Annotated in this window: 36 protein-coding genes; 28 read left to right on the top strand and 8 right to left on the bottom strand. The window is 69.6% G+C overall.

The window, feature by feature from the left end; translation table 11 throughout:
* Position 1 precedes the first annotated feature (1 nt).
* The 7 genes from ABD259_RS10065 (at position 2) to ABD259_RS10095 (ending at position 6712) form a co-directional block, all read left to right on the top strand.
* Positions 2-799 (top strand): hypothetical protein, encoded by a 798-nt coding sequence (locus tag ABD259_RS10065; protein WP_344161661.1) that lies wholly within the window; start codon positions 2-4, stop codon positions 797-799.
* A 183-nt stretch (positions 800-982) separates the two neighbouring features.
* A complete protein-coding gene (locus tag ABD259_RS10070) occupies positions 983-1543 on the top strand; it encodes a hypothetical protein (RefSeq protein WP_344161664.1) in 561 nt (186 codons plus the stop codon).
* Positions 1506-2759 carry a PBSX family phage terminase large subunit gene (locus ABD259_RS10075; RefSeq protein WP_344161667.1) on the top strand — a complete coding sequence of 418 codons (1254 nt, stop codon included), beginning with the start codon at positions 1506-1508 and terminating at the stop codon, positions 2757-2759. Before ABD259_RS10070 ends, ABD259_RS10075 begins: the two co-directional genes overlap by 38 nt.
* Positions 2760-2768: 9 nt before the next feature.
* Positions 2769-2999, top strand: a complete 231-nt coding sequence (locus ABD259_RS10080) for a hypothetical protein (RefSeq protein WP_344161670.1) — start codon at positions 2769-2771, stop codon at positions 2997-2999.
* Positions 3000-3004: 5 nt separating this feature from the next.
* Entirely contained in the window at positions 3005-4570 is a 1566-nt protein-coding gene (locus tag ABD259_RS10085) for a phage portal protein (RefSeq protein WP_344161673.1), read from the top strand.
* Between the two features lie 21 nt (positions 4571-4591).
* Positions 4592-6514, top strand: a complete 1923-nt coding sequence (locus tag ABD259_RS10090; protein ID WP_344161676.1) for a phage minor capsid protein — start codon at positions 4592-4594, stop codon at positions 6512-6514.
* A 12-nt stretch (positions 6515-6526) separates the two neighbouring features.
* The gene (locus ABD259_RS10095) at positions 6527-6712 is read left to right on the top strand and encodes an Rmf/CrpP family protein (RefSeq protein WP_344161679.1); all 186 of its coding nucleotides are present in this window, start codon (positions 6527-6529) and stop codon (positions 6710-6712) included.
* On the opposite strand, the gene ABD259_RS10100 is transcribed toward ABD259_RS10095, so the two are convergent.
* Positions 6700-7167 (bottom strand): hypothetical protein, encoded by a 468-nt coding sequence (locus ABD259_RS10100; RefSeq protein WP_344161682.1) that lies wholly within the window; start codon positions 7165-7167, stop codon positions 6700-6702. The two genes, ABD259_RS10095 and ABD259_RS10100, sit on opposite strands and share 13 nt — an antisense overlap.
* 12 nt (positions 7168-7179) lie before the next feature.
* Positions 7180-7377, bottom strand: coding sequence for a hypothetical protein (locus ABD259_RS10105; protein WP_344161685.1), 198 nt, complete (start codon positions 7375-7377; stop codon positions 7180-7182).
* 162 nt (positions 7378-7539) lie between these two features.
* On the opposite strand from ABD259_RS10105, the gene ABD259_RS10110 reads away from it, so the two are divergent.
* The 19 genes from ABD259_RS10110 to ABD259_RS10200 all read left to right on the top strand — a co-directional run bounded on the left by ABD259_RS10110 (position 7540) and on the right by ABD259_RS10200 (position 19861).
* Positions 7540-8202 carry a hypothetical protein gene (locus ABD259_RS10110; RefSeq protein WP_344161688.1) on the top strand — a complete coding sequence of 221 codons (663 nt, stop codon included), beginning with the start codon at positions 7540-7542 and terminating at the stop codon, positions 8200-8202.
* Between the two features lie 15 nt (positions 8203-8217).
* Positions 8218-9129, top strand: coding sequence for a major capsid protein (locus ABD259_RS10115; protein ID WP_344161690.1), 912 nt, complete (start codon positions 8218-8220; stop codon positions 9127-9129).
* Positions 9122-9304 (top strand): hypothetical protein, encoded by a 183-nt coding sequence (locus tag ABD259_RS10120; protein ID WP_344161693.1) that lies wholly within the window; start codon positions 9122-9124, stop codon positions 9302-9304. The genes ABD259_RS10115 and ABD259_RS10120 overlap by 8 nt, the downstream gene beginning before the upstream one ends.
* Positions 9305-9502: 198 nt before the next feature.
* On the top strand, positions 9503-9844 hold the full coding sequence (locus ABD259_RS10125) for a hypothetical protein (protein ID WP_344161696.1): 342 nt from the start codon (positions 9503-9505) through the stop codon (positions 9842-9844).
* A gap of 13 nt (positions 9845-9857) precedes the next feature.
* Positions 9858-10244 carry a hypothetical protein gene (locus ABD259_RS10130; RefSeq protein ID WP_344161699.1) on the top strand — a complete coding sequence of 129 codons (387 nt, stop codon included), beginning with the start codon at positions 9858-9860 and terminating at the stop codon, positions 10242-10244.
* A complete protein-coding gene (locus tag ABD259_RS10135; RefSeq protein ID WP_344161702.1) occupies positions 10241-10582 on the top strand; it encodes a hypothetical protein in 342 nt (113 codons plus the stop codon). Before ABD259_RS10130 ends, ABD259_RS10135 begins: the two co-directional genes overlap by 4 nt.
* Complete coding sequence (locus tag ABD259_RS10140; protein ID WP_344161705.1) at positions 10579-10923, top strand: hypothetical protein; 345 nt, start codon at positions 10579-10581, stop codon at positions 10921-10923. The genes ABD259_RS10135 and ABD259_RS10140 overlap by 4 nt, the downstream gene beginning before the upstream one ends.
* Positions 10920-11348 (top strand): minor capsid protein, encoded by a 429-nt coding sequence (locus tag ABD259_RS10145; RefSeq protein ID WP_344161708.1) that lies wholly within the window; start codon positions 10920-10922, stop codon positions 11346-11348. Before ABD259_RS10140 ends, ABD259_RS10145 begins: the two co-directional genes overlap by 4 nt.
* Before the next feature lie 62 nt (positions 11349-11410).
* Positions 11411-11872, top strand: coding sequence for a phage tail tube protein (locus ABD259_RS10150; RefSeq protein ID WP_344161711.1), 462 nt, complete (start codon positions 11411-11413; stop codon positions 11870-11872).
* Positions 11872-12420 carry a hypothetical protein gene (locus tag ABD259_RS10155; RefSeq protein ID WP_344161714.1) on the top strand — a complete coding sequence of 183 codons (549 nt, stop codon included), beginning with the start codon at positions 11872-11874 and terminating at the stop codon, positions 12418-12420. The genes ABD259_RS10150 and ABD259_RS10155 overlap by 1 nt, the downstream gene beginning before the upstream one ends.
* A 5-nt stretch (positions 12421-12425) precedes the next feature.
* Positions 12426-12554: a hypothetical protein gene (locus ABD259_RS10160; protein WP_344161717.1), complete on the top strand. Its 129-nt coding sequence runs from the start codon at positions 12426-12428 to the stop codon at positions 12552-12554.
* Positions 12555-12820: 266 nt separating this feature from the next.
* Positions 12821-14986 carry a phage tail protein gene (locus ABD259_RS10165; RefSeq protein WP_344161719.1) on the top strand — a complete coding sequence of 722 codons (2166 nt, stop codon included), beginning with the start codon at positions 12821-12823 and terminating at the stop codon, positions 14984-14986.
* 3 nt (positions 14987-14989) lie between these two features.
* Entirely contained in the window at positions 14990-15841 is an 852-nt protein-coding gene (locus ABD259_RS10170) for a phage distal tail protein (RefSeq protein ID WP_344161722.1), read from the top strand.
* The gene (locus ABD259_RS10175; protein ID WP_344161725.1) at positions 15838-16902 is read left to right on the top strand and encodes a hypothetical protein; all 1065 of its coding nucleotides are present in this window, start codon (positions 15838-15840) and stop codon (positions 16900-16902) included. The genes ABD259_RS10170 and ABD259_RS10175 overlap by 4 nt, the downstream gene beginning before the upstream one ends.
* Entirely contained in the window at positions 16902-18113 is a 1212-nt protein-coding gene (locus ABD259_RS10180) for a hypothetical protein (protein ID WP_344161727.1), read from the top strand. The genes ABD259_RS10175 and ABD259_RS10180 overlap by 1 nt, the downstream gene beginning before the upstream one ends.
* Positions 18106-18537, top strand: coding sequence for a hypothetical protein (locus ABD259_RS10185; RefSeq protein ID WP_344161729.1), 432 nt, complete (start codon positions 18106-18108; stop codon positions 18535-18537). The genes ABD259_RS10180 and ABD259_RS10185 overlap by 8 nt, the downstream gene beginning before the upstream one ends.
* 10 nt (positions 18538-18547) lie before the next feature.
* Positions 18548-18784 carry a hypothetical protein gene (locus ABD259_RS10190; RefSeq protein ID WP_344161731.1) on the top strand — a complete coding sequence of 79 codons (237 nt, stop codon included), beginning with the start codon at positions 18548-18550 and terminating at the stop codon, positions 18782-18784.
* Positions 18785-18855: 71 nt separating this feature from the next.
* Positions 18856-19638: a peptidoglycan recognition protein family protein gene (locus ABD259_RS10195; protein ID WP_344161733.1), complete on the top strand. Its 783-nt coding sequence runs from the start codon at positions 18856-18858 to the stop codon at positions 19636-19638.
* Positions 19639-19675: 37 nt separating this feature from the next.
* Positions 19676-19861 (top strand): hypothetical protein, encoded by a 186-nt coding sequence (locus ABD259_RS10200; protein WP_344161736.1) that lies wholly within the window; start codon positions 19676-19678, stop codon positions 19859-19861.
* 108 nt (positions 19862-19969) lie between these two features.
* Here the strand turns inward: ABD259_RS10200 and hemC are convergent, their stop codons facing one another.
* The 4 genes from hemC to ABD259_RS10220 form a co-directional block, all read right to left on the bottom strand.
* Entirely contained in the window at positions 19970-21004 is a 1035-nt protein-coding gene (gene hemC, locus ABD259_RS10205) for a hydroxymethylbilane synthase (protein ID WP_344161739.1), read from the bottom strand.
* Between the two features lie 240 nt (positions 21005-21244).
* Positions 21245-21646 (bottom strand): hypothetical protein, encoded by a 402-nt coding sequence (locus ABD259_RS10210; RefSeq protein WP_344161742.1) that lies wholly within the window; start codon positions 21644-21646, stop codon positions 21245-21247.
* Positions 21643-21915: a hypothetical protein gene (locus tag ABD259_RS10215; protein WP_344161746.1), complete on the bottom strand. Its 273-nt coding sequence runs from the start codon at positions 21913-21915 to the stop codon at positions 21643-21645. Before ABD259_RS10215 ends, ABD259_RS10210 begins: the two co-directional genes overlap by 4 nt.
* Positions 21912-22442: a hypothetical protein gene (locus tag ABD259_RS10220; protein WP_344161749.1), complete on the bottom strand. Its 531-nt coding sequence runs from the start codon at positions 22440-22442 to the stop codon at positions 21912-21914. The genes ABD259_RS10215 and ABD259_RS10220 overlap by 4 nt, the downstream gene beginning before the upstream one ends.
* 246 nt (positions 22443-22688) lie before the next feature.
* Between ABD259_RS10220 and ABD259_RS10225 the strand changes: the two genes are divergently transcribed.
* A complete protein-coding gene (locus ABD259_RS10225; protein WP_344161752.1) occupies positions 22689-23534 on the top strand; it encodes a helix-turn-helix domain-containing protein in 846 nt (281 codons plus the stop codon).
* A gap of 9 nt (positions 23535-23543) precedes the next feature.
* Entirely contained in the window at positions 23544-23738 is a 195-nt protein-coding gene (locus ABD259_RS10230; RefSeq protein ID WP_344161755.1) for a DUF397 domain-containing protein, read from the top strand.
* Between the two features lie 77 nt (positions 23739-23815).
* On the opposite strand, the gene ABD259_RS10235 is transcribed toward ABD259_RS10230, so the two are convergent.
* Positions 23816-25039: a methyltransferase domain-containing protein gene (locus ABD259_RS10235; RefSeq protein ID WP_344161758.1), complete on the bottom strand. Its 1224-nt coding sequence runs from the start codon at positions 25037-25039 to the stop codon at positions 23816-23818.
* Entirely contained in the window at positions 25036-25170 is a 135-nt protein-coding gene (locus ABD259_RS10240; protein ID WP_344161761.1) for a hypothetical protein, read from the bottom strand. The genes ABD259_RS10235 and ABD259_RS10240 overlap by 4 nt, the downstream gene beginning before the upstream one ends.
* Between the last annotated feature and the right edge of the window lie 149 nt (positions 25171-25319).

A 25319-nucleotide genomic window follows, 5' to 3' on the forward strand; every position in this document is an offset into this window, starting at 1 on the left:
CATGACCACGGGGGGAACCTGCCGCGTACCCGAGTGCGACACGCTCGTCGCCGACGCGCACGTGTGCGCCCAGTGCGCGCACCGGCTCACGATCGCGCTCGACGACGTCGCCGACCTTGCCGACGAGCTCGACGTCTCGCTATCGCGCCAGTCGCGCCGTGGTGGCCGGGTCGGCGCCCGATCCGCCGAGGTCCCGCTCCCGTTCGACGTGGGCGCGTCGATCGTCCGGGCCGCGCTCGTCGAGACGCTCGCGACGTGGGCGCGTGTCCTGTCGGGGGACGTGCTCGCCGACCTGCCGGGCATCGACACCCCAGCGTCGGCCGCGGCGTGGCTGGCCGAGCGGGTCGAGGAGATCCGCCACCACGTGGACGGCGGGCACCTGGTCGACGAGGTGATCGCCGCCGTTGAGGGCGCCCGCGACGAGGTGCACGGGCCGCGCTCCGGCGCGTCGATACTGGCCGGGCAGTGCCCGCGGTGCGGTCAGCCGGTCTACGCCCGACAGGGCGCGCCCACGGCGCGGTGTCGCCGGGAGGGGTGCGCGGGGGGGGTGGACGTCGAGGCGTGGCGCGCCGACGCGCTCGCCGCCCTGGCCGACGCGGTGCTGCCCGCGGCCGACGTGGTGCGGGCGCTGGCCGCGGTCGGCCACCCTGTCGAGGCGGGGACGCTCCGGTCGTGGGTGGCGCGCGGCCACCTGGCGACGGCCGACCACCAGGGGGCGGGGGGTCGGGCACGGTACCGGGTGGCCGACGCGCTCACCCTCGCCCGCACCCGTCGACACCAGGGGAAAATCGCCTCGTGACCAGGTCACTTGCTGTTTTTCGAACACGTGTGCAACACTCGGATGCAGCACCACACGTGTACCCAGACCACAGGAGCCCGGCGCCGCGCCGGGCTTTCTCGTGTCTGCCCTCCGGCGACGGGGGCGGAGGGCAGACACACCACACTCCCGGCTGGTGGGACTCGGCGAACGGGGGTGGCCACGGTGGCGCAACCCAACCGCCGCGACGACCCGCGCATCCGCAAGCGGGTGCGTAAGCTGCACGCCCAGGGCGCGTCCCGGAACGCGATCGCGCGCGACGTCGGCGTCGCTAAGGCCACGGTGAGCGCGATCGCGCAAGACCTCGGGTTGAGTTTCGACCGGTCCGGTACGCGCGCCGCTACCGAAGCCGCGCAGGTCGACCACGCGGCCCGCCGCGCCCGGCTCGTGACCCGTTTTTACGACCAGGCCGAGCGGATCATGGACCGGCTCGACCGCGACGAGCACGAGCTCGCCGATGTGTCAGCCGGAAAACTCATCCGCTACACGGTGCGCGACCTGCCCCCGCACGACGTCAAAGCCCTTGTGCACTCGGCAGGGCACGCGACCGACAAGGCGATCCGGCTAGAGGCCGTCGACGCCCACGACGGCGCCGAGGAGGCCGCGTCCATGCTCGCCCGACTCGCCGCCGGAGTCCGCACAGCGTGGCAGACCGGGGAGGGTAGCGCCGGTGCTCGACGACCTCCCGATGAGCCGGAGACAGGTGGAGTCGGTCGCGACGAGTGACGGCGCGGTCAACATCTGGGACGGCAGCATCCGGAGCGGGAAGACGATCGCTAGCCTGCTGCGTTGGCTGATGTTCGTCGCCACCGCGCCCCGCGGGGGCGAACTGGTCATGATCGGCCGCACACGCGAGAGCATCGCCCGCAACTTGTTCGGGCCGTTGCAGGATCCCGCCTTGTTCGGCCCGGTGGCTGCCCACGTGCACTACACCAGCGGGGCGCCGACGGCGACCATCCTGGGGCGCCGCGTACACGTCATCGGCGCCAGCGACGCCAAAGCCGAGCGGGTCATCCGGGGGATGACGGTCGCCGGGGCGTACGTCGACGAGATCACCGTCGTGCCAGAGGAGTTCTTTACGCAGTTGCTCGGCCGCATGTCGGTCGACGGGTCGCGCCTGTTCGGCAGCACCAACCCCGATTCGCCGTCGCACTGGCTCAAACTCAAGTTCTTGGACAAACTGTCAGCCTTGCCGCATTGGCGGTACTGGCACTTCACCATGGAAGACAACCCGGCACTCTCACGGCAGTACATCGACCAGAAGCGCACCGAGTTCACCGGGCTCTGGTACCGGCGGTTCATCTCCGGCGAGTGGGTCGCGGCCGAGGGCGCGATCTACTCCATGTGGCGCCCCGCTAGGCACGTCGTTCCGTGGGCATCCCTGCCGCCCATGCGTCGCCTGCTGGCGGCCGGGGTCGACTACGGCACCACCAACGCCACCGCCGCCGTCCTACTCGGCCTTTCCGAGGGTGGGCGCCTCTACCTCGTCGACGAATGGCGCCACGACCCCCGCACCGGCGCCCCACGCCTCACCGACGGGCAGCTGTCCGGCCGTCTACGGTCGTGGCTCGACGAGCCCCACCTACCCGCACAGCCCGAGATGCGGCCAGAGTGGGTCGCCGTCGACCCGTCGGCCGCGAGTATGCGGCTCCAGCTCTACCGCGACGGCATCACCGCCGCTGCCGCTGACAACGACGTCGGGCGCGGCATCTCGCTCGTCGCCACGCTATTGGCCGAGCGGCGCCTCCTCGTCGCCGACCGGTGCCGAGGGTGGATCTCCGAGGTATCCGGCTACAGCTGGGACCCGGACGCCACCGAGAAAGGCGACGACCGCCCGCTGAAGGTGGCCGACCACAGCCTCGACGCTGGCCGGTACGCAGTGGCCACCACCGAGGCGCTATGGCGCCCCCACCTGCTCGACCCCGTCGGCCTAGCTGCTTAGGAGACTGCAATGCATGACATGCCGCGCCGATTCCGCCTCGCTCGCGACGTCGACGTCACCGGGGTGAGCGGAACGGGAGTGGTCGCCCTCGGCGTGCAGTGGCCGGACGGGACAGTCGTCGTCCGCTGGCTGTCCGAACGTCCCTCGACCGTGTGTTGGAACAGCCTCGACGACGCGATCGGTATCCACGGCCACCATGGCGCCACGCGTGTCGAGTGGCTCGACGACGAACGGGGGTGACCCCCGTGCCCCTTCCCACTGGCAATGTGGCGTGGCCGCCGGAGGACACCCGCCGCCCCCGCGAACTCTACGAAACGTGGGGCGCCTGGTATACCGGTGATCCCGACGAGCTCGCCGCCGTGTATGGCGGTGGCATAGGCGCGGGGCGAGGGTTCTATGAGGACCCGCACCGCGGCGTCATCGGGCGCGCCATCACCCGTGTGGCCCGCTGGTTCTGGGGTCAGGCGCCGACGCCGGGGCAGGCGCCGACGCGGCTACACGTGCCGCTAGCAAGCGATATCGCCGAAGCCAGTGCGCAACTGCTGTTCGAGGAACTCCCGGCGATCACCGTCGACCAGGCTCAGGACCGGCTTGACGCGATCGTCGACGAGGCCGGGCTCCACGCCACCCTCTTGGAGGGGGCGGAGATCTGTGCCGCCTACGGCGGGGTGTACCTGCGCGTGTCGTGGGATACCGAGGTGGCCGGGGTACCGCTGGTCGACGCGATCACCCCCGACACCGCCGCCCCCGAATGGCGGCGCGGCATGTTGTCCGCGGTCACGTTCTGGCGCGTGGTCGCCGACGACCACGGCCGCATCTGGCGCCACTTGGAGCGCCACGAACCCGGCCGTGTACTGCACGGGCTCTATGAGGGGGCGCGGGACCGGCTCGGCCGCCCCGTGCCGCTGGCCGACCACCCCGACACCGCCGGTCTTGCCAAGCAGGTCGACGCCGACGGCGCCATCCCCACCGGCCACGAGCGGCTCGCCGTGGTCTACGTGCCCAACATCCGTCCGAACCGGTCGCTTCGCGGGTCGCCGTTGGGGCGCGCCGACATTGCCGGAGTCGAGCCGCTGATGGACCAACTCGACGAGGTGTGGTCGTCGTGGGGTCGGGAGCACCGGCTCGCCGTCGCCCGCGCGATCGTCCCCCGCTACCTGCTCCAAGACCTCGGAGCCGGGGCGGGCGCCCGCTTCGACGAGCTGCGTGAGTTTTTTACTGGCGTTGATATCCCGCCGACCACCGACGCGACAACCAGTCAGCTAGTGCAGATGATGCAGCCGGATATCCGCGTCGAGGAGCACGCGCGCACGTGTGAGGCTCTGGCCACGCAGGTGATCCGCGGTGCGGGGTACTCCGCGTCGACGTTCGGGGAGGACGGCGGGCAGGCGGTCACCGCTACCGAGGTGCGCGCCCGGCAGCGTCGCACGTATCAGACCAGGGCGCGGAAAATTGGCTACTGGCGGCCCCAGCTGGTGAGCCTCGTCGAGGCGCTACTGGCCGTAGACGCCAGCGTGTTCCCCGGCGCGGGCGCGGTGGCCGAGCGGCCGGTCGTCGAGTGGCCCGACGACGTCGCCCCCGACCCCGAGGCCCTGTCCCGAACCCTGGTGAGCATCGCTACAGCCGAGGCCGCGTCGGTGCGCACCCGCGTGAGGATGCTGCATCCGGATTGGGACGAGGCGGCGGTCGCAGAGGAGGTCGAGCGGATCCGCGCCGACCGGGTCGGCGAGGCGGACCCGTGGGCATCCGGCGCCGAGCTGGCCGGGAACCTCCTCGACGACCGCGACCAGGGCGACCGCGTCGAGGACTGACCCGAGGGGGTGCGCACCCCTATGCCTGGTGTGGACCCTGCCGATATCGAGGAGATCGTCGCCCAGGTCTCGGCGATCTACCGGGAAGCGGAGTTGGCCGTCTATCGGCAGATCAGCCGCCACCTGATCCGCTACCCGGGCGCCCCCACCGCGGGAGTCGGGGAGCCACGCCTCGAGGCGATTGGCGACCTCCGTCGCTCTGTCGAGGCGATCCAGGCCGGGCTGGAGGCTGACGGGTCGCGGGCTCTGCGTGAGGCGGTCGCCCGTGCGTGGCAGGTCGGGGACCGGTCGGCTCTCGCCGATATCCCCGCCCGCTGGTATGCGGCGTCGGGGATCGGTGACGCGGCCGAGGAGGCGCGCACGCAGGTGCCGCAGTCTGGCGCGATCGAGGCACTCGCTACCGCCCTGGTCGCCGACGTCGGCGCCAGGGTGCGAAACGTCTTGCGTGACGCGCTCGATGCTTACCGGTCCGCGGTGGCCGGGGCGACGGCGCGCATGCTCGCCGGTGGCCAGACACGGCGTGAGGCGGCACAAGCCGCATGGGCGGCCCTGGTCGATCGAGGTGTCTTGGGTTTCACCGACCGGGCGGGGCGCCGGTGGCGTCTCCACACCTATGTGGAAATGGCGGCCCGCACCGCCTCGGCGCGCGCCGCGGTGCAGGGGCAGGACGACCGGCTCGGCGCTCTCGGTGTCGACCTGGTGTACGTCTCCGACCACGGGCAGGAATGCCCGCTGTGCCGACCGTGGGAAGGAAAGATCCTTCACCGCGTCTCCGGCCCTACCGGGGAAATCCGGGTACCGCACGCACTCACCGACGAGCCCATGACGGTCGAGGTCGCCGGGACGCTGGCCGAGGCGCGCGGTAAGGGCCTATTCCACCCCAATTGCCGCCACTCGATCAGCGCCTACCTGCCGGGGGTCACCACGATCCCCACCCCGGTCGCCGAGCCGGCCGCCTATGAGGCGCGCATGCGGCAACGCGAAATCGAGCGGAAGATCCGCCGATGGAAGGAACAAGCGACGGCCGCGACGACGGACGAGGCGCGCACGGCCGCGCGCCGACGCGTGCGCGCATGGCACGCCGAGATGAGACAGCATCTCGCCAACCACCCCGAGCTGAAACGTCTGCGCTACCGCGAACAGGTCGGCGCCGGGTCGACTCCGCCGGACGACCGGCGCGACGACACCGTCGCCCCCATAGGCCCCGACGTGCAGCCGTCCCTCGACGGGACCGGCGCCGAGGCGGTGCGGCGCACGTCCGTGCGCGACGAGGAGCCCGCGGCCGGCGCCGACGAGCGGACCCCGGCCGCCGGTCAGCCGGAGCTAACCGAACTCACCCGCACCGAGCTACGCGCCCTGTCGGACGACGAGCTCGACGCCCGCATGGGTGCGGTGATCGCGACCGGCGACTACGAATCGGCCACGGCGCGGCAGTTGCGCCGTGAGATGGACCGGCGCGACCAGGTGGCGCGCCAGCGGGAGCGGCGGCGTCGGGAGCGTGAGGCGCGCGACCAGGCGCGGCACGCGGCCATGGCCGAGCTGGTCGAATCCGGCGTGCCATGGGAGGAGGCCGCGGCCGAGGTTCTTGGAACGCCTGTCGAGGCGATCCGGCGGCGCGAGTTCACGCGTGAGCACCGCGCAGGCGAGAGTGACCGGCGTAGCTTCACGCAGTTGGCGCGCGAACAGTACCGGCTGTTCATCGAGCGCACCTATGTCGCCGCAGAGACGGAGACCCGCGGGTTTCTGCTCAACGCCGCAGGTGAGGCAGCGGGGATCGATCCCATGTCGTTGTTCTCCGGGCCGAGAGCGCGCGTCGAGCGTTACGCTAGCGAGGAACTCAAGCGCTGGTTTGACGAGCATGGCCGCACGATGTTCGCCCAGTTCGTCGAGGAGATCGAACAGGGTCGCCGTACCGGCGCCCCGGGACGCGACTTCAACCGGTAGGAGGCACCCGCCGTGTCGTTCGCTGGTGACATCCTCGACGCACACGCGGCCGGGCGTAGGGCCGCCCAGCAGGGCGCCCTCCGGTCGACGTGCCCGCACGACCCGGACAGCAGCGACCCCCGCACCCGGAACCTGTTCGTGTCCTGGATGCGGGGGTATGCGTCGGTCGTGCCGACGCCGGTCGACTACTCCGGCTGACGCGCCCTGGCGCGTCCCTGTGTGGGCTGACCGAACCATGCGCGGATCTCCGGAAGCTGGCTAGGCGCCCACCCCGGGGTGCCGCCGATGTAGACCCGCGGCTGTGGGAATGGACGGGCACTAGTCAGGCCGTTGCGGCGTAGGGATGTCGTGATGGTCGAGCGGGTGACCCCGACCTCCTCGGCCACCTGCGCAGAGCTCAGATACCGCGACGACGTCCCCGCGATGTTGTCCCGTACTCGGCGCGCGACCGCCTCGACATCAGCCCCGGGGGCGAGCCGTGAGAGCTGCTTACGCGCTGGTAGCCGCGTGGTGTCGCGGTGGCCGAAGTCGGTGGTGATGGCGACCGTGCCATCGCTCCGCTTCACGGTGGCGACCCTGGACAGGTAGCCGCCGAGGATCACCCAATCCCCCCGAGCGACTTTTCCGGCCGTGGTCTTCTCAAGGTCAGACATGTGTCTCGCTTCCTAGAAACCGATGCCGAACAGGGCGCCATCGCGGGTCGGGGCGGTCGTGGGGCGGAGGGCGAACAGGGTGCCATCGCTCGGCATCCCGGGCGCCGCCTGCCCGGTGGCGGGCTCGTCGAGCGCGTCGGCGACCGCGTCGAGCAGGTCGGTCTGCCCGGTCATCTGCTGGCATTCCCACTCGGAGAACAGCGCGTCCATGTCTCTCCCTAGGTGTCGCCGTTGTTGACAGTTTCGAGACTATGACTCTCACTCACAGGTGTCAACGACGGAGACAAAATATCTGCCCCGTACTGCCGTCGGTGCGGGGTTTTCGCATCCCCGGGGCCGGGTGCCCCGGCCGACACGCCCCAGGAGGGCACCATGACCGAACCCACCAACCCCACCAACCCCCAACCGGCGGGCGACGACCCCAGTGGCGACCCGGCCGCCCGTTCGGCACCCGCGGCCCCGGCGCCGACCGACGACGCCGCGCCACACAACCAGGGCGACGGCGACGAGCTCACGCGCCTCGACCCGGTCGACCTCGCGCGCATGGTGCGCGACCTCCGGAAAGAGAACGCGTCGGCGCGCACCAACGCCAAGAGCGCCGCGGCCGAGGAGGCGCGAAAGCAGCTGGCCGCGGAACTCGGCAAAATCCTTGACCCCAACGCCGACGAGGAGGCGGACCCGGCGCAACTTGCCGTCCAGCTCACCGCGGCCCAGCGGGAAGCGGCGACGCTCCGCACGGAGCGCGCCGCGGAGAAGGCGGCGCGAAAGGCCGGGATCGACGCCGACGCCCTCCTCGATTCCAGGTCTTTCGCCGACAAGCTCGGCAAGCTCGACGCGTCCGGCGATGACTTCTCAACCGCGCTTGACGCGCTGGTCGCAGAGTTCGCCGACGACCCCCGATACAAGACCGCCGGGCAGGCTCCGGCGCGCTCCGGTGGCGACTTCTCCGGCGGGACCGGAGACACGCCCGACACCCCCCGATCCGTCGACGACTTCCGCCAACAGCGCCGCAAATGGCGCCGCGGAACCACCTAGCTAGGAGCCGCCACCATGGCTAACACCCTGCTCACCCCCAACATCATCGCCCGCGCCGCACTGGCCAACCTCTATGAGACGACGGTCATGGCGCCGTTGGTGCACCGCGACTACGAACCCGAGTTCGCCGCACGCCGCGGGGACACCATCACCATCCGCAAACCGGCCGTGTTCACCGCCGAGGAGTACGTCCGGGCGAACGGGATCACGATCCAGGACGCCACCGAAAGCGGCGTCGACGTGACGCTCAACCACTTCGCCGATGTCTCGTTCGCGGTGACGGCGGAAGATCTCACGCTGAAGATCCAAGATTTCAACGAGCAACTTCTCGCCCCGGCAATGGAGGCGATCGCGCAGAAGATCGACCGCGACTTGTTGGCGATCCGCGACGACATAACCGCGGAGGTCGGACAGGCCGGAACGACCGGCACCCATGATTGGGATGATCCGCGCGTCATGATCGACGCGGGCAAGACGCTCAACCAGGCCAACGTGCCCCTGACCGAACGTCGGTTCGTGTTCGGCCCGGTCACGGCCGCCGCCTACCAGGCCGACCCGCTGTTCCATGAAGCCGACCGGCGCGGCGACACCGACGGCCTGATGGAAGCTGCCATTGGTCGAAAGTTCGGCCTGGACAACTACATGACACAGAACATCAGCGTCCCGCCACAGACCAGCGGCAACTCGACGACGGAGGTCGGGGTGGCGTTCCACCGCACCGCCGTAGCGTTGGCGTTTCGCCCGCTGGCGCTTCCACGTGGTGCGCAAAACGCGGCGATCGAGACCTACAAGGGGTTCGGTCTCCGCGTGGTCTATGACTACGACATCGACAAGAAGCAGGATGTTGTGTCGATCGATTGCCTGTACGGGGTTAAGACGTTGGACGCTGACCGGGCCGTGTTGGTCAAGGGGGCCGACGTTGTCTGATGACGTGTACGTCTACCGCAACCGCAACACCGGCGACGAGGTCCGGCGGGCCGGGCGGTCGGTCCGTCTCGACCACCTGCCGAACTGGGAGGTCACTGACGTGATCGGCCAGACTCCGCGTCGGCGTGCCAAGAAGACCGCCCACGACGACACCGACGAGGGTGGTGGTGAGTGATGCCGCTGTATGAGTACCGCCGTGGCGGGGACGTAGTCGAGCGCGTGCGCACCGTCCCGAGCGGTTATGAGGACACGCGGCTCGGACTCCTAGTCGACCACCGCACGGGCGCCGACGGGTGGCGCAAGGCCGACGAGCCGACGCCCACACCGGCTCGAACTGTCCGACGGCGTCGATCCCAGCGGGGGGTGACCGGTGATGGCGCGGACTGAGGTCACAGCGCAGACGGCCACGCGCGACGGCCTGTCTCCGAGTATGACCGCCGCCACCAGTGATGGCCACATGTTCGTCAACAACGGGCGCCGGTACGTGAGGATCACGAACACCTCCGCGTCCCCAGTGACCGTGACGATCCCAGTCGGTGCGACCGTCGACGGGCAGACCGTCAGCGGCCGCCAGATCTCCGTGCCCGACACCGACGGCGACGTGTCGACGGGGTTCTGGCCGGTGGCCTACAACCAGCCAGACGGCATGGTGCATGTGGACTACAGCGCGACGAGCGGCGTGTCGGTGGCTGTGGTCGAGTGCCCGCCCGTATAGGGGGTGAGCAGCGATGGCCTATGCCACCGTCACCGAGCTGGAGGACTACCTCGGCCACACGGTCGAGGGGGCGGGCCGGATGCTCGACCGTGCGTCCCGCCTCGTCGACCGCGAACTAATCAGCGCCGTGTACGACCCGGCCGCCCCCGACGTCGTCGAGGCGCTCCGCTCCGCGACGCTGGAGCAGTGCGCCGACTGGGACGAGGCCGGGACCGACGGCACCGAGGCCGGCGACCCGGACCGGTGGTCGTCGGTGTCGGCAGGGAGTGTGTCACTATCCCGCGGCTCCCGTGAGACAGCAGGCTCCGCCTCGACGACGGTCCGGCTGTGCCACCAGGCCCGGCTGATCCTGCAACAGGCCGGGCTGACCAGCCACGCGCCGCAGGTGGGGCGGTGGTGACCATGCCCGGCACCCTCCCCGGATGGATGCTGAAGCGCATGGGGTGGGACGTCACCGTCGAGCCCTACCAGGGCGCCGGACCCTACGGCCCGACCTACGGGGCACCGGTCACCGTGCGGGCGCTCATGGACGCGAAGCGGCGCCTTGTCCGCGACGCACAGGGCGCCGAGACCATCTCGGAGACGACGCTCCGCGTCCGGCTCGACCACGTCGACGATTTCCCGCCCGGGTCTCGGGTGACCCTGCCGGACAGCACACAGCCGACGGTCATCACCACCAGCCGCCACGACGGCCGGTCCTTGCCGACCCCGTCGCATCTGGAGGTGGCACTCACATGACGCTGAAAATGCGACTCCGGCTCACCCAAGCGCGGAAGGGCGCCGAGGCGGCCACCGCGCGCGGACTCGGCAAAGCCGCCGAGCACCTCCTCGGCGAATCGAGGCAAGAAGTGCCATTGGAGGAGGGGACGCTCTCACGCTCGGGTACCTCGGTAGTCGACCGGAGCGACCTGAACGCCGCCGTCTACTACGACACTGTGTACGCCGTCCGACAGCATGAAGAACTGACCTGGCGGCATGACGCGGGACGCAAGGCGAAATACCTGGAAGATCCCTTGAACCGGGAACAGCAAACCATGCTTGCCCTGGTCGCCGCGGAGGTACGGCGGGCGCTCACATGACCCTGACTGAGGAGGTCGCGCAGCTGCTCGACGAGCTCGGCGTCGGCGACTACCGCGCCGACGGCACGCCGGGCGGGACCATCTACCTCACCGCCCTCCCCGATTCTCCCGACGCGTGCATGGCGGTCGCCCGCTACGGCGGCACCGAGGCCGACTCACGCGAGCCATACGACGAGGTGAGCGTCCAGGTCCGGGCGCGTGGCACCGCTACCGACGTACGTACCGGTGAGGCTTTGGCGCAATCGGCCTATGACGCGCTGCACGGACTCGGGTACCGGACCCTGCCGGGCGGGACCTGGTTGCAGCTCGCCGTGTGTACCGGCAGCGGACCGGCCTACATCGGTCGCGACGCGTCCGGGCGCGACGAGTGGACGGTGAACCTGCATGCCGAGGTCATGCGTGTGACAGAAAACCGGCCCGGCTGACCCCTGACAATCTGATCACGCCCCGCCGTGTGCGGGGTTTTCGCATGTAAGGAGGCCCGGCAATGACGCTGGTCAAGGTCAACGCCAGGGACATCATCATCGAAGCGTCGGACGGCGCCGCGACGCCGACGTGGGCGGAGATCGGCGGACTCACCAGCGTGACCGTCAACGCGTCGGAGAACGAGGAGACCGCCGACACCACCGACTTCGACAGTGATGGCGCGTATGAGCAAGACATCATGCAGAGGGGCGCCACCCTCGAAATGGAAGGGTTTCTTAAGAAAGACGACGCTACCGGCGTGCTCGACCCCGGTCAGGCGCAGGTGACGACCAACGCCGGGCAAGACGCTCTCGGCGTCGCGTCACACGCTATGTACCGCTTCCGCTACCCCGTGGATGACACCTGGACTGTGTGGGATGCGACCACGACTGTCGGCGAACAGGGTGGGGGCAACAACGACAAGACGTCCTTCAACGCCACCCTCACGCGGTCCGGCCGGTCGACCACCGAGGCGGTGGTGTGATGGACGTGCACGAGAGCCTCGAGCGGGCCGCGGAGATTCAGGCCGAACGAGACGCCGCGAACCCGCAGGCGAGCGATCATGAGTCGTTCGACGCGTTCTGGGCCGAGGTCGAGGCAAAGCAGAAGGCCGAGAAAGCGCCCCGCACAGAGACCATCCTCGGCGTGACGGTTCAGGTTCCCACGCCCGACACGATGACGCTCCGGTTCCGCCGCCAGCTCGACCAGCTCAACATGGATCGCCGCGGCACCACCGAGGCCGAGGTCCGCGCCGTGCTCGCCGACCTGTTCGGGCCGGATGCACTGGACGCGTGGACCGATGCCGGAATGACGGAGCAGCAGCTAGCTGTCGTCATGGCGTGGGGGATCGCTTGCGCGTCCGGGACCGAGATCACGTGGCGTGAAGCGTACGAGGCGGTCACCGAGGGAAAAGCGCCGGACCGGCTGACCGCCGGGGCAGCGGGGGCGGCCACCTCGACGAGGCGATCCGGCGGCACTGGTGGGCGATCGAAGGGTGGGCAGCGGCGCAAGGGTGGACGCCGGAAGCGCTAGCTGACATGCCGCTCCGCCGGTTCTACAACCTCGTTCTCGCCATGCCGAGAGAGTCGGTGTTCTGGCGCCTGGTCGACAACGAACCGCGCGCCGTCGAGGGCGACGACGCCGCCCGGCTACTCCGCCGCATCTAAACCAGCTGTGAGGGGGTGACCCCCTCATGGCGATGAACGTGGGCGAATTGGTCGCCTACTTGCGGGGAGATGATTCGCATCTACAGCGGGTACTGAAACGGACCGAAACCAGCCTTGCCAGGGTGGGCAAGTTCGCGGGGTTCGCCACCCTCGCCTCTGCCGCGGTATCCCTGTCGTCCGCGATCGCCCCCGCATCCGGGGCGGTACTCGCTCTGCCCCCGGCTCTACTCACTGCCGGAGCGGCGGCCGGGACGCTGGCCGTCGGTGTGTCCGGCGTCGGCGACGCGCTCGCCGCGGCCGGGGGTGATGCCGAGGAGTTCGAGGCGGCGCTCGACGGGCTCGCACCGTCGGCGCAAGGGTTCGTGCGGGCGTTCGCTGGTTTCAAAGCGGCGTTCGCCCCCGTACAGCAGGCGGTACAGCAGCAACTTTTTCAGGGTCTCGGCGCGCAGGTCGAGCGGCTCACCACGACCGCACTGCCCACCCTGCGATCCGGCATGGTGGGTGTGGCCGGTGCGCTGAACACCGCGGCGCGGAGCGCGGGCGACACCCTCGCCAACCCCGTGTTTAACGGGACTCTCGCGCAGGTGTTCGCCGGTACAGCGCAGGCGACACGCACACTCGGCACCGCCGTCGGGCCGCTGCTACAGGTGCTCGCGTCACTGGCCGTGGTCGGCATGCCGCTCGTTCAGAGTTTCGCGGAGTGGGCGGCGGGCGCGACCCGGTCGGCCGCGGCGTTCCTCACCAGTGAGCAGGGCGCCGCGACCATGTCGGCGATGGTCGAGCGCGCCGGACAGGTGCTCGCACAGCTCGGCCGAATCGGCGCCAGCTTAGGTGTGGCTCTCGGCGGGATTTTCGGCGCCGCATCCGTGTCCGGCGAGGGACTCCTCGACACCATCGAGCAGCTCGCCGCGCGTTTCGCCGCGTGGGCGCAATCCGCCGAGGGACAGCAACAACTCAGCGCGACGTTTGACACGCTCGGTCAGGTCGCCACAAGCCTCCTGGAAATCCTGCCCCTGTTGGGCGGGGCACTCGGCGTCGTCGCGTCGGCGTTCTCCGCGCTACCCCCGGGAGCTCAGGGCGCCGTCGCTCAGGTATTGGCTTTCTCGGTGGCGGGTGGCGCGCTGATCTCCCGCCTGTCCGCCCTGTCCGGCGCGGTCAAGGGCATCGGATCAACGCTCGGGTTTCTCGGCGGGCAGATCGGCAAGCCGGACAGCGCGTTCCGCAAGGCGGGGGCGTCGGCCGCGGGATTTGCCGCGCGTACAGCGGCGACCACCGCCAGCGTAGTCGCCAGTGGTACCCGCATGGCCGCATCAGCCGTCGCCAGCGGCGCCCGGGTGGCGGCCACGTGGACCATGATGGGTCTGAAAGCCCTCCTAGCAGCTGCGAAGATGGCCGCGGCGTGGCTGCTGGGATTGGGGCCTATCGGCCTGGTCATCGCCGCCGTTGCCGCGGTGGTCGCCCTGGTCGTCGTTTACTGGGATGAGATCGTCTCGGCGATCACGACCGCGTGGGACTGGATCACGGAAGCGACGTCCGCGACGTGGGCGTGGATGAAGTCCGCCCTCGGCGCGGCGCTCGACTTCATCATCGGCCTGTTCATGAAGTGGCACCCGGTGGGGATCGTCATATCCCACTGGGGCCAGATCAAGGCGGCGACCGGTAGGGCCTGGTCGTGGGTCAAGAGCAAAGTGTCGTCGCTCTGGTCGTCGACGGTCGGCGCGATCTCCAAGGGGATCGCCCGCGCAAAGGCTTACGTGTCGGCCGGGTGGTCCGTAGTCAAAAGCGCGACCGGTAGAGCCTGGTCGTCGGTGAAGTCCAAGGTCTCGTCGCTTCTGTCGGGCACGGTCCGCTTCGTGTCGTCGAAAATCCAGCAGGCGCGCGCATACGTGCTCGCGGGGTGGTCGGCGATCAAGGGCGCCACGTCGCGCGCCTGGTCGGCGATCCGGTCCGCGGTGACGCGGGCGATCCGCGGCGCGTACACCAAGGTGCGCTCGATCGTCTCCCGATTCAAGTCGGTCGGAAAGAACATCATCAGCGGCGTCATCCGCGGCGTGACCGGGTCGGCGTCGAGGCTCTACAGCAAGCTAAAGGGAGTCGCGAAGTCGGCGCTGAACGCCGCGAAAAGCGCACTCGGCATCTCGTCGCCGTCCAGTGTCTTCGCTGATCAGATCGGCCGGTGGATTCCCGCCGGTATCACCAAGGGGCTCGACCAGGGCGAGCGGGCGCTCGACCGGCGCATGTCGGCGATGGCGTCCGGCCTGGTCGACCCGGTCGCCGCCGCGGCCGGTCCGCGGGAGGTGGCGGTGGCCGGAGCAACCGGCGTCGACACGACCGGCCCAGCCGTGGTCATTGAGCGTTTCGAGGCCACCGAGCGGATGAGCGCGCACGACGTCGGCGAGGCACTATACGGCCTGGTCACGGCGAGGGGGTGACCGATGGTCGACGGTCAGATCACATGGGGCGGGCTCACCCTCGGCCGCCCCAGCGTCTACCGGTGGCGACAGCTCGACGGGTGGGAGGACCTGCCCGGCCTCGACTCCAGCGACGAGGCGCGCCCGTCGAGGCACGGCGCATGGGCGGGACGACCACTCGCCGAAAGCCGGACCGTGACGCTCGAGGGATCCATCCGCGCCCCGGCCGCCGAGGTCGGGGCGGCGGTGCGTGCCCTCCGCTCGGCGACGGCTGTGGCCGACGATGCCGACCTCCAGCCCCTCACGATCGCGGCACTCGGCGAGACCCTGACCGCCTACGCCCGCTGCACACAACGCACCATCAGCCTGACCCGAGACGCCCGCCTCGGGCACATCCGCTACACGCTCCAATGGGTGTGTCCAGACCCGACCCGCTACGGCGCCGAGCGGTCGCTCACCATCCCCGCGCCGAGTCAGACCGTTGACGGGCTCGACTACCCGGTGAGCTACCCGCTCGACTACGGGGCGCCGATCACCGGCGGCGCCGGAACCGCCATCAACAACGGGTCGACGTCGGCGCGGCCGGTCATCACGATCACCGGCCCGGCCTCGACACCCCTCATCGCCAACCAAATCACCGGGCTCACGTTGGAGTTCGCCCTCGACCTAGTCGAGGGGGATTCGCTCACGATCGACACCGACGCCGGGACGGTACGGCTCAACGGGAGCGCCGACCGGCTGTACACCCTGACCGCACGAAGCGCGCCCGTGGAGGCGTTCACCCTGCCGCCCGGGGCGTCGTCGATCCGGTACCGGCCTGAGTCGACCTCGACGCCGTCGGCCGCTGCTCTCACATGGAGGGACGCACACCTATGACCGACATCCTTGCCCATGAGTCCGGGGTGACCGGGCTCCAGCAACACCGGCGGCTTATCTCGTCGCTGCTGGCTGGGCTGGACAGTGGCTCGACGCTGGCGCGCCGGTCCGGCCTGCTGTGGACCGGCCAGGATCCCGCTCTGCTGACTGGTGACGACGGCGCGATGACGGCGACCGTGTCCCCGTGGACCGGCATCGTGCAGGGCGCCGCGTCGGACGTGCAGGGCGCCTACCTCGCCAACATGCCCGACCCAAAAACATTGACCTTTGCCGACGGCGACGCGGGCGCCGCCAGGTACGACTGGGTGGTCGCGCGGGTGCGCGACGACGTCGAGGACGCGTCCGGCTTCACGGACGCCGATGTCGTCATCGTGCCCGGCGACGCATCCGGCCCGACCGTTCCGGCAGGCGTTAGTTACATGGTGCTGTGGCGCGTCGAGGTCCCCGCAGATGCGTCGGCCGGGAACGGCGGCATCCCCTGGGGGTCGGCCGTCACCGACTACCGCACCTACACCAGCGCGTTCGGCGGGGCGACCCCCGTGCCCGACATCGCCGCGCGGAACCGGCTCACCGACGTGCGCGACGGCCAGCTAGTGCACGTGTGGTCGCTCGACACCCTGTACATGCGGGTACTCAGCAGCTGGGACCCCATCGCCGGAAGCGGTTTCGTCGACGCGCTGAACGCGACATATCAGCCCCTGCCCGGGGCCTGGACAGCCGTGCCGGACGGCACCGACTACACGAGCACGCTCCGGTGGCGCCGGGAGGGTGACACAGTGCGGCTCGACGGGTCGCTCGTGTCGACCCGGGCGGACACCCCGTACTGGGATTTGGACTCGACCATCAGCGGTCTTGCTCTCCCAAGCGACGCGCGCCCTGCCGCGACGACGGCTTTTGCTATCGGCGGGCAGCAATCCGACAGTTCGTCCACGCGGTCGCCGGTCGTGCGCGCCACGATCAGCGCGTCCGCAGGCACGATCTACCTCCGCGCGGTTGGGCAGTCGACGTACATCGCTCAGCAGCTGGACTTCAGCGGCATCACCTACGTGGCGGGGACCTGATGACCGCGCGCTATAGATACGTGTTCGCCGACCTCGTGTCAGACCGGACCATCGACGAGCTCGATCTCGCCGACGTGAAGTTCGACCGGCGTATCTGCCAAGCCGGGGCTTTCTCGGCGACCCTGCCCGTGCCCAATAGGGCGATGGCGGACCGCGCCGCGCGCGTGGTGCCGCGCCTCGACGGCGACCTGTCGACCGGGCCGGGCCGCACCGTCATGCACGTCTACCGGGCCGGGGCTCTGTGGGGGTCGTACATCATCTGGTCGGCCACGCCAGAGTCTGACGACCGCGGCCGGGTCTCCATCGGTCTCCGCGGCGCGTCCCTTGAGTCCTGGCTGTGGCACCGGGAAATCCGGACCGACATCACCTATGACCAGACGGATCAGTTAGAGATCGCGCGGTCGCTGGTCTTCTTTGCGCAGGAGATACCGGGGCAAGCGGGCGTGAGCGGCGCGGACATCGGCATTACCTTCCCTCTACCGCCTCCCGAGTCGGGGATCCTCCGAGACCGGGAGTACAAGGCGAGCGAAGCGGAGACCTACGGCAAGAGACTGGAACAACTTTCCGAGGTGATCGACGGTCCCGAGTGGGCGATCCGCACCTATACCGACGCGTCCGGCGAACGCGTGCGGGAATTCGTCGCCGAGCAGCAGCTAGGGCAGGGATCAACGGATCACGTGTTCAGCCAACCCGGCAACATCATTGCGTGGTCGTATCCGGCTGACGCCACTGACGCCGCCACGTCGTGGCAGGCCCGCGGGGACACCCCGAACGACGATGTAGCAGCGGATAGTGAGCCGCTGCTTAGCGATTTCTGGTATTCGACGAGGCATCTCGATTCGGGGTGGCCGCTGCTGGAACGCACCGAGGACTACCAGAGCGTCACGGACATCGGCACGCTCAACGGCTACGCCCGGTGGTGGGCGAGCAGGCGTAGCGGCATGGTGCGCATCCCCCAGGTGACCGTGCGGCTCGACGAACACACGTCGTTCTCACCCAACCGGATCGGCGACTACGCGCGCCTCACGTTGGTGAACCACTGGTTTCCGCCGCTGCCTGACGGGTCGCCCACCTTTCGCCGCACGTGGCGCGTGATCGGCGTCGAGGTCACCCCGACCAGCCGCGCGGACGGCCAAGAGCGCGCGAAGCTCATTTTCGAGGAGCCGACCGACCAGCCCGCCGGATCGCTCACGGGGGTGACACGTGCCTAGACCCCTCTACCCGTCCGACATCGGCGGACGGATCCGCCGCCTAGAAGACCGCACACGGGAGGCGTGGACGGCCGCGCAGTCGCGCGCCCGGTTCGCGGCGATCCGGGCCGCGTCCATCGTCATCGGCACCGCCACGGGCAACCAAATCACGATCGACCCCGACAGCTCCGGCGCCGAGCCGCGGATACGGTTCACCCTCCCCGACAGCGCGGGAACCGCGCGCCTGTCGGCGACCCTCGACGGTACAGACCCGGTGATCGCGCTCGCCGTGTACGACTCGGCCGACACCCTCCGGTCCGGCATCCGGGCCGGACCCGACGGGGCACGCATCACGGCCTATGACACCGGGGGTGCGATCGCCTCCTACGTGTGGGCGCAGCCGGACGGGACCGTGCACTACCTCGGCACGCTGATTCAGGACTAGGAGGCCACGCGTGAGCGACGAGAAACCGTATGCCGTGGTGACGGTGGCCGACGTGTTCGCCGAGGTGCGGACCCTGTCCGGGCAGCTGTCCACCATCAGCACGCAGCTGGCCGCGATGGAACGCCGCGTCGCCGATCTAGAGCAGCGGGCGGACGCGGTCGACCGGTGGCGCTATGCCCTGCCGGTGTCGACCGTGTCGGCGCTGGTCGCGGCTGTGGCCGCGGTGTTGGCGGCGGTTCTCGGCTGACCCCCACTCACCAAATCCCACCACCTGACCCCGGCCGTCTGGCTGGGGTTTTCGCATTTCAGGAGGCCATTGTGGTCGACATCATCAGCCGCTCACGCTGGGGCGCCCGCTCCCCACGCCACCGTGTCCGGGTGCCGTGGTCGAGCCGGACGGAGTTCATCGTCCACTACACCGAGGGACCGGCCAGCCAGAGCCCGCGCAGTATCCAGGATTTCCACATGGGCAAACGCGGCTGGTCGGACGTGGGCTACAACCTGCTCGTTGACGACCAGGGCCGCGCCTATGAGGGGCGCGGCTGGTCGGTGCAGGGCGCCCACGCCATCGGACACAACCGCTCGGGTATCGGCGTGGCGTTCATCGGGCGGGACGGCGACGCCACCCCTGCCGCCCGGCGCACCATCCGGGCGCTGTACGACGAGGCATGCCGCAGGTCCGGCCGGACTCTCGCCATACGCGGCCACCGTGACGTCAACAGCACCAATTGCCCCGGTAACGCGCTCTACGCGTGGGTGCGCGCGGGCATGCCGGCCGACGAGTCCGACGAGTCAACGCCGGCCGGCGTAGGGAGCCGGCCGGGCATGTCGGCGCCGGACTACCCGTTGCCGGCCGGATGGTATTTCGGGCCGCGCTCCGGCCCGGTCTCCTCCGTGTCCGGCTACTACTCCCACCGGTCCGACCTCCGCCGGTGGCAGCAGCGAATGAAGGACCGCGGTTGGACGATCGCGGCCGACGGGTTGTACGGGCCGCAGACGCGGCGGGTCGCGACCGCATTCCAGCGAGAGAAGTCTTTGGCCATTGATGGCCTGATCGGGCCGGAGACATGGGGCGCCGCGTGGACCGACCCCATCACCTAGCCCCATGGTTCACCGCAGATACGACAAGGAGCGCGTCATGTCCCGCGTTGAAACGAAGGTGACAGCGTCGTCCGCCTCGGCCGCCGCCGTCACCGTGATCATCTACGTGACCGGGCTCGTCGGGGTCGAAGTGTCCGGCGAGGTCGCCGCGGCCGCAGTCACCCTGATTGCTGCTGCGGCTGGATACTTAGCGCCGCACACCCCACGACCCGACCACGACTGACCTGGTAATATTCGTACACGCGTTCGATGAGGAGGGGAAGCCTCGCCGGACGCACCGCGCCCCCGTCGCCATCATGGCGACGGGGGCGCCTTTTCTTTTCGGTACTGATCAGTGCGGGATGCCGTCGATCAGGTCCCGACCCCCCTTGCGGAGTAGGGTCGCGCCGACGAACGCGCCGAGCTCTGCGGCGCGCTCGGGCTTGTCCCACTCCTTGGCGTACACCCAATCCGAGCCGTCGCGGGTGAACACCTTCCCGAACAGCGCGATTTGCCCATCGGGGGTCGTGGTGGCGTGCCCGGCGATCGGTGAATTGCAGTGGCCGCGGAGCACTCCGAGCATGCTTCGCTCGGCCGTGATGTGAACGCGCGTCTCGGCGTCGTCGAGCTCCTTCAACAACTCGTCGACGCCGTGGTCGGCCGACCGGCATTCGAGACCGAGAATGCTCGCCCCGACGGCGGGGCACATCATGTCGAGCGGCACCAGCTCGACAGCGCGGTGCGCGAGCTCCGCGCGCTGGAGACCGGCGTAGGCGAGTACGGCGGCGTCGTACTCCCCCTCGTCGAGGCGCGAGATGCGGGAATTGATGTTGCCGCGGAAGTACTCCACTTTCAGGTGGGGGTAATGCTGCCCGAGCTGCGCCCGGCGCCGCACGGCCGACGTGCCGACCCGGGCACCCGGGGGCAGGTCGGCGAGGCTCCGCGCCTTGGAGACAGCCGGGACGAGGAGGCAGTCGCGCGGATCCTCGCGGGGCAGGTAGGCCGACCAGGTGAACCCGTCCGGGCGGGGGACATCGCCGGGGACGTCCTTCATGCAGTGCACGCACAAGTCGACCTCGCCGAGGGCGAGTGCCCGGTCGAGTTCCTTCATGAACGCGCCTTTGCCGCCCAACTGGCTCAGGTCGCCGCGCCACTTGTCGCCCGCGGTCGTGATGGGCACGATGTCGGTCGGCTGGTCGGGGGCGACGTCAGCGAGGAAAGCTTGAACCTGTCGGGCTTGCGCCATGGCCAGGGGCGAGGAGCGTGTGCCGATACGGAGCGGAGGGCGGTCGTCGAGCATGCGACCAAAGTACTCGGCCGCGGTTGCCGGTCTGACGCGTTCGGGCAGGTCATGACGGGTCGTCACGATCTCTCTTGACTCGGGCAAGGGGGTCCTTCCTGGGCTGAGTGAGTGGATACAGGGCCGCGCCCCGGCCGGGGCCGGGGCGCGGCCCCTACTGGCGCCGCCCCGGGGGCACCGACCAGGCCCCAGGGGCGGCAGGGGCAGGGCGCCATATCCCCTCGACGCGGCCCCGCCCCCGTGTGCCGGGGCGGGAAGCGTCACCCCGGCACGGTGGTGGCCGCCCGGCCCCAGGAGGGAGTCACCGGGTACCAGGCGGCAGCTCATCTAGCCGGGCGACCGCGGCCGCGTGGCGCGGTCCGCTATCCGCCACGCGGCGCGGTGCGCCGCCTCGTGCGCCAGGTCGGACAACCGCCACATGGCCTCGGCCGCCTGGTCGGCGCCGTCACCGGTGGTGGGCACGGTGATGCGCGCGTCGCCGAGCATGATGTGCACGCATGTGCCGTCGGCCGACTCGGTGATGCGCATGGCGTCGGGGTCGAGGTCGGCGACATCGATGGTGGTCGACCAGGTCTCTCCGGTGACGTCCATGTGCGGCCCGGCGTGGTCGAGCGGGCGGGCGCACGGCAGCCATGCCACACCGGGCGCGGTGTGCTGGTGGCCGGGGCGCCGCTGGGAGCACCGGGGTTCACTGGCCGCGCCATGGCGTGAGAGGTAGGAGGGGGTCACCGGGGCACCTCCTCGCCGTGGCCGAGGGTGCCCTCCACACGGCGGGACAGCTCCCGCACCTCACCCCACACCGCCATCAGACGGCGTCCGGCCGGGGTGAGGGGGTGGTCTCCGGTGTGGGGGTCGACCTGGTCGGGGTCGCGCAGGTGGTCGAGCACGTCGGCGATGATGCTGTCGGCCTGCCGCACCATGCCGAAGGCGGCGCGGAGCCGACGCTCGTCGGCTGGGGTCGGCTCGGCCCGGAAGTAGCTGCGCGGGACGGCGGTCATCGGGCCACCCCCGCCCGTGCGTAGCTGTCGAGGGCGGCGCGCTCAGCGGCTGCGTGAGCGGCGTCGTCCGCCGCGGGGGTCCGCGTGGCCGCCGCGTAGGGGCGCAGCATGGCGGGCGGGTCGAGCATGTCCAACACGGCCTCCAGCCCGGCCACCGACGAGGCCGCAAAGATGATGGCGGGGTCGACACGGTGCCGCGCGACATAGGGCGCCAACGCCCCGTGATCGTAGGTGAAACCCCAGATGCCGGAGTGCCGGGTCAGCTCGGCGAGCCGGTAGAACGCATCCCGATCCGGGATCCGGCGCGGAGACGGCGCCGGAGCGGGGGGCGACGGCTTCGCATACGGGCGCGGACGGTGGGTCGAGCGCCGCAGGGGCGGGGTTTCACCGCCGGGGCGCGTCTGGGGTTCGGGCGACTCAGGCGTGTGGCCACTGGCCGCGTGCCGACCAGCCGGAGACGGCGGGCGACCGGTGAGGCGGAGCAGCAGAGCCACTAGAGGGATGAGCAGGGACACAAAAACGTGCATTGAAACCCCTAAGGGGTCGGGCCGGATGGGAGGTCCGGCGGGATCTTCAGGTAGTCGCCATAGTCCCGCAGCGGCTAGAAAAATTCAATGCACACTTTGAAACTGGTACACGCATTCAGACAGGCATCATGTTTCTGTGATGACGGACCACTACTACATGGGCGGTGTACCGATTTGTCCGATTCACCTGTGACGGGCGTAGGATCTGCTGAGGTCAGCAGGTCACAAGCGAGGAGCGACCCCGAGATGGCCAGTAGCCCAACCTTGCGGCGTAGGCGCCTGTCCCGGCACCTACGCGAGCTACGTGAGGCGAAGGGGTACACCGCTCAGTACGTAACTACCGAAGCGAAGAAGCGCGGTGTCGGCAGGTGGTCGCGCGGCAAGCTGACTCGGATCGAGAACAACGAGTGGACACGGCCTTCCCCGAAAGACGTTGAGGTCCTGCTCGACATCTACAAGGTGACAGACCCCGAGCAACGCCAGGCATACGTCACGCTCGCGAAACAGGCCCGTCAACGCGGCTGGTGGGTCGGCTACTCCGACGTTCTCGGCAAGGGCGCATACGTCGGCCTTGAGATCGAAGCGTCCCGGATCCGCACCTATCAGGCGCTACTGATCCCCGGTCTCCTCCAGACGGCGGGCTATGCCCGATCCGCCATGCGGTCTGCGGGTATCACGGATACGGACGAGATCCAGCGCCACGTCGAGGCGCGCATGCTGCGCAAACAGATCCTTGGGAACCCCGATTCTCCGCGGGTTTGGGCCATCATCGACGAAGCGGCCCTGCGCAAGATCCCACCGGAGATTCGCGAGGAACAGATCCGCTATCTACTCGACGTACAGCGGCCGGAAGTGGGCGTACAGGTCCTGCCGGACTCGGCCGGGCTGCACGCCGCGACGGCTGGAAGCTTCGTGATCCTGGACTTTCCAGAGGATCCCTCGGTGGTATACCGAGAGGACATCCTGGCATCGGCTTTCTATGAGGACCCTCGCGAGATCTCACGCTGTGAAGTGATCTACGACCATGTACACGCGTCAGCTCTCAGCGTCGAGGACTCCCGGGCATTCCTAGAGGCCCTGCTGACGACCTGAAGGACCCCAATGCTTACCGAATCCCACCTGACATTCCGCAAATCCAGCTACAGCCAGGGCGGCCGTGAAGACTGTGTCGAGGTAGCCGACCTCACAGGAGGTGCAGCCCTGCGCGACTCCAAGCACCCGCACCTCGGGCACCTGGCGTTCAGCGCTAGTGAGTGGCGTGCGTTCCTCACTGACGTAAAGAGCCACCGTCTGTAGCCGCCTGCGAAAACAGTGAAGGCCCCGGCACCAACCGGGGCCTTCACTGTGCTTACCTGAAGCATCCCGCCGCGAGTCTATCCCGGTCGAGCCTGGTGCCGCCACGCGTGTCGCCCGCTCAGGACTCGGCCCGGTTCGTCGGCCCATAGCCGGTGGGTGCCGTTCGGGGTGATGGTGAGCCCGAGCCGGTCGCGGCCGGGGCGCCCTGTCCGCTCCCACGCGGCGCGTGCGGCGCCGATCTCCGCCCACAGGTCCCGGGGACCGGACCGCTTCGCTTCGTACCCGTCCTGGCCGACCTGGGGCACGTATTCGCCGAGCGCCCACGAGTCGCCGTCGCGGTCGACGACGAACACCGACGCCTCACCCGCGGCCGCGAAATCGTCTTCTGCCGCTTCGTAGGACGCGTACCCGAGACCGGGCACCAAGTGGCCGAGCATGACTGTCCAACCGGGGTGACGGTCGCTCACCCACCGCGGGTTGACGGTGGTGTGGCCGGTGGTCACGCTCGGCGCGTCCTCATTCACGAACGCGGAGATGCCTACCGCGTCGTACCGGTGGTCGCGCATGAGCATGAACGCCGCATCCCCGATGATCCGCCCCGACGCCGCCCCGGTCTCTTCGACGACCAGGCGCACCAGCACCGCCGACGAGAACCCCGGCCCCGGTGCCCATGGGGTCACGATCACCCCGCCCGGACGCACCGCCGATAGCCACGCCGGGGGGATTCTCCGAACGGCAACGGTCGACAACAACCGGTCGAACTGTTCACCGTCGACCGGTTCCGCGCCGTCCGCGACGAGCAGCCGCGGCTTATACCCGAGCCGGTCTAGAGTCGCGCGCGCCTGCTCGGCGACCCCCTCGTCGACTTCGACCGACGTCACGTTCTCGTCGCCGAGACGCTCGCAGAGAAGCGCGCAGTTATATCCGGTACCCGTGCCGACCTCCAGCACGCGCATGCCCTCGGCGACGTCGAGCGCCTCCAGCATGGCGACCACGAGCGAAGGTTGGCTAATGCTGCTCGTCGGCGTCCGGCCCGACCCGTCATCCCCAACCGGATGCCCGTCGTCGACCTGAATCATCAGCGCGTAATCCTCATAGATCCACCGCTGTATGTCCGGGTCAGTGTCACGAGGGTACGGGCGGAACACCGCGGGGTCGCCGGAGTCTCGCACCCACACGGTTTCGGGGATGAACGCCGCGCGATCGACAGCGAGTACCGCCCGGTGCCATGCCGGATCCTGTATCGCTCCGCGGGACGTGAGGAACCGGGCGAGTCGCGCGCCTGGTCGTGGGCCGGTCACTTGTTCGGATCCTGTCCATCACCGGACTGGTCGGGGAAGCCCTCGCTGCCATGTTTCGAGGGGTTTTGCCCGTCGCCGTCTTTCCCCTTGCCGCCGTCGGCGGGCTTGTCCTGGTCTCCGTGTTTGCCCACGAGCATCCTCCGCTGAGGTCGAGGACTGTGCACCGACGACCGTAACCCGACGATCGCCGCGCGTCACTAGAGCGACCGAAGACGGCCACGAGCCATACCCACTGCCCCGGACGTCTCGCAAGTGGTGGCCGGGCCACGACCGGCCCGGC

Origin of the sequence: Nocardiopsis rhodophaea (assembly GCF_039530945.1) — a bacterium.
Taxonomy (GTDB): domain Bacteria; phylum Actinomycetota; class Actinomycetes; order Streptosporangiales; family Streptosporangiaceae; genus Nocardiopsis_C; species Nocardiopsis_C rhodophaea.

Coding starts and splice junctions, on each gene's coding strand:
- ABD259_RS10065 (WP_344161661.1), top strand. CDS start 2: ATGACCACGGGGGGAACCTGCCGCGTACCCGAGTGCGACACGCTCGTC.
- ABD259_RS10075 (WP_344161667.1), top strand. CDS start 1,506: ATGAGCCGGAGACAGGTGGAGTCGGTCGCGACGAGTGACGGCGCGGTC.
- ABD259_RS10080 (WP_344161670.1), top strand. CDS start 2,769: ATGCATGACATGCCGCGCCGATTCCGCCTCGCTCGCGACGTCGACGTC.
- ABD259_RS10090 (WP_344161676.1), top strand. CDS start 4,592: ATGCCTGGTGTGGACCCTGCCGATATCGAGGAGATCGTCGCCCAGGTC.
- ABD259_RS10100 (WP_344161682.1), bottom strand. CDS start 7,167: ATGTCTGACCTTGAGAAGACCACGGCCGGAAAAGTCGCTCGGGGGGAT.
- ABD259_RS10105 (WP_344161685.1), bottom strand. CDS start 7,377: ATGGACGCGCTGTTCTCCGAGTGGGAATGCCAGCAGATGACCGGGCAG.
- ABD259_RS10110 (WP_344161688.1), top strand. CDS start 7,540: ATGACCGAACCCACCAACCCCACCAACCCCCAACCGGCGGGCGACGAC.
- ABD259_RS10115 (WP_344161690.1), top strand. CDS start 8,218: ATGGCTAACACCCTGCTCACCCCCAACATCATCGCCCGCGCCGCACTG.
- ABD259_RS10125 (WP_344161696.1), top strand. CDS start 9,503: ATGGCGCGGACTGAGGTCACAGCGCAGACGGCCACGCGCGACGGCCTG.
- ABD259_RS10130 (WP_344161699.1), top strand. CDS start 9,858: ATGGCCTATGCCACCGTCACCGAGCTGGAGGACTACCTCGGCCACACG.
- ABD259_RS10140 (WP_344161705.1), top strand. CDS start 10,579: ATGACGCTGAAAATGCGACTCCGGCTCACCCAAGCGCGGAAGGGCGCC.
- ABD259_RS10145 (WP_344161708.1), top strand. CDS start 10,920: ATGACCCTGACTGAGGAGGTCGCGCAGCTGCTCGACGAGCTCGGCGTC.
- ABD259_RS10150 (WP_344161711.1), top strand. CDS start 11,411: ATGACGCTGGTCAAGGTCAACGCCAGGGACATCATCATCGAAGCGTCG.
- ABD259_RS10155 (WP_344161714.1), top strand. CDS start 11,872: ATGGACGTGCACGAGAGCCTCGAGCGGGCCGCGGAGATTCAGGCCGAA.
- ABD259_RS10160 (WP_344161717.1), top strand. CDS start 12,426: ATGCCGCTCCGCCGGTTCTACAACCTCGTTCTCGCCATGCCGAGAGAG.
- ABD259_RS10170 (WP_344161722.1), top strand. CDS start 14,990: ATGGTCGACGGTCAGATCACATGGGGCGGGCTCACCCTCGGCCGCCCC.
- ABD259_RS10175 (WP_344161725.1), top strand. CDS start 15,838: ATGACCGACATCCTTGCCCATGAGTCCGGGGTGACCGGGCTCCAGCAA.
- ABD259_RS10180 (WP_344161727.1), top strand. CDS start 16,902: ATGACCGCGCGCTATAGATACGTGTTCGCCGACCTCGTGTCAGACCGG.
- ABD259_RS10200 (WP_344161736.1), top strand. CDS start 19,676: ATGTCCCGCGTTGAAACGAAGGTGACAGCGTCGTCCGCCTCGGCCGCC.
- ABD259_RS10215 (WP_344161746.1), bottom strand. CDS start 21,915: ATGACCGCCGTCCCGCGCAGCTACTTCCGGGCCGAGCCGACCCCAGCC.
- ABD259_RS10220 (WP_344161749.1), bottom strand. CDS start 22,442: ATGCACGTTTTTGTGTCCCTGCTCATCCCTCTAGTGGCTCTGCTGCTC.
- ABD259_RS10225 (WP_344161752.1), top strand. CDS start 22,689: ATGGCCAGTAGCCCAACCTTGCGGCGTAGGCGCCTGTCCCGGCACCTA.
- ABD259_RS10230 (WP_344161755.1), top strand. CDS start 23,544: ATGCTTACCGAATCCCACCTGACATTCCGCAAATCCAGCTACAGCCAG.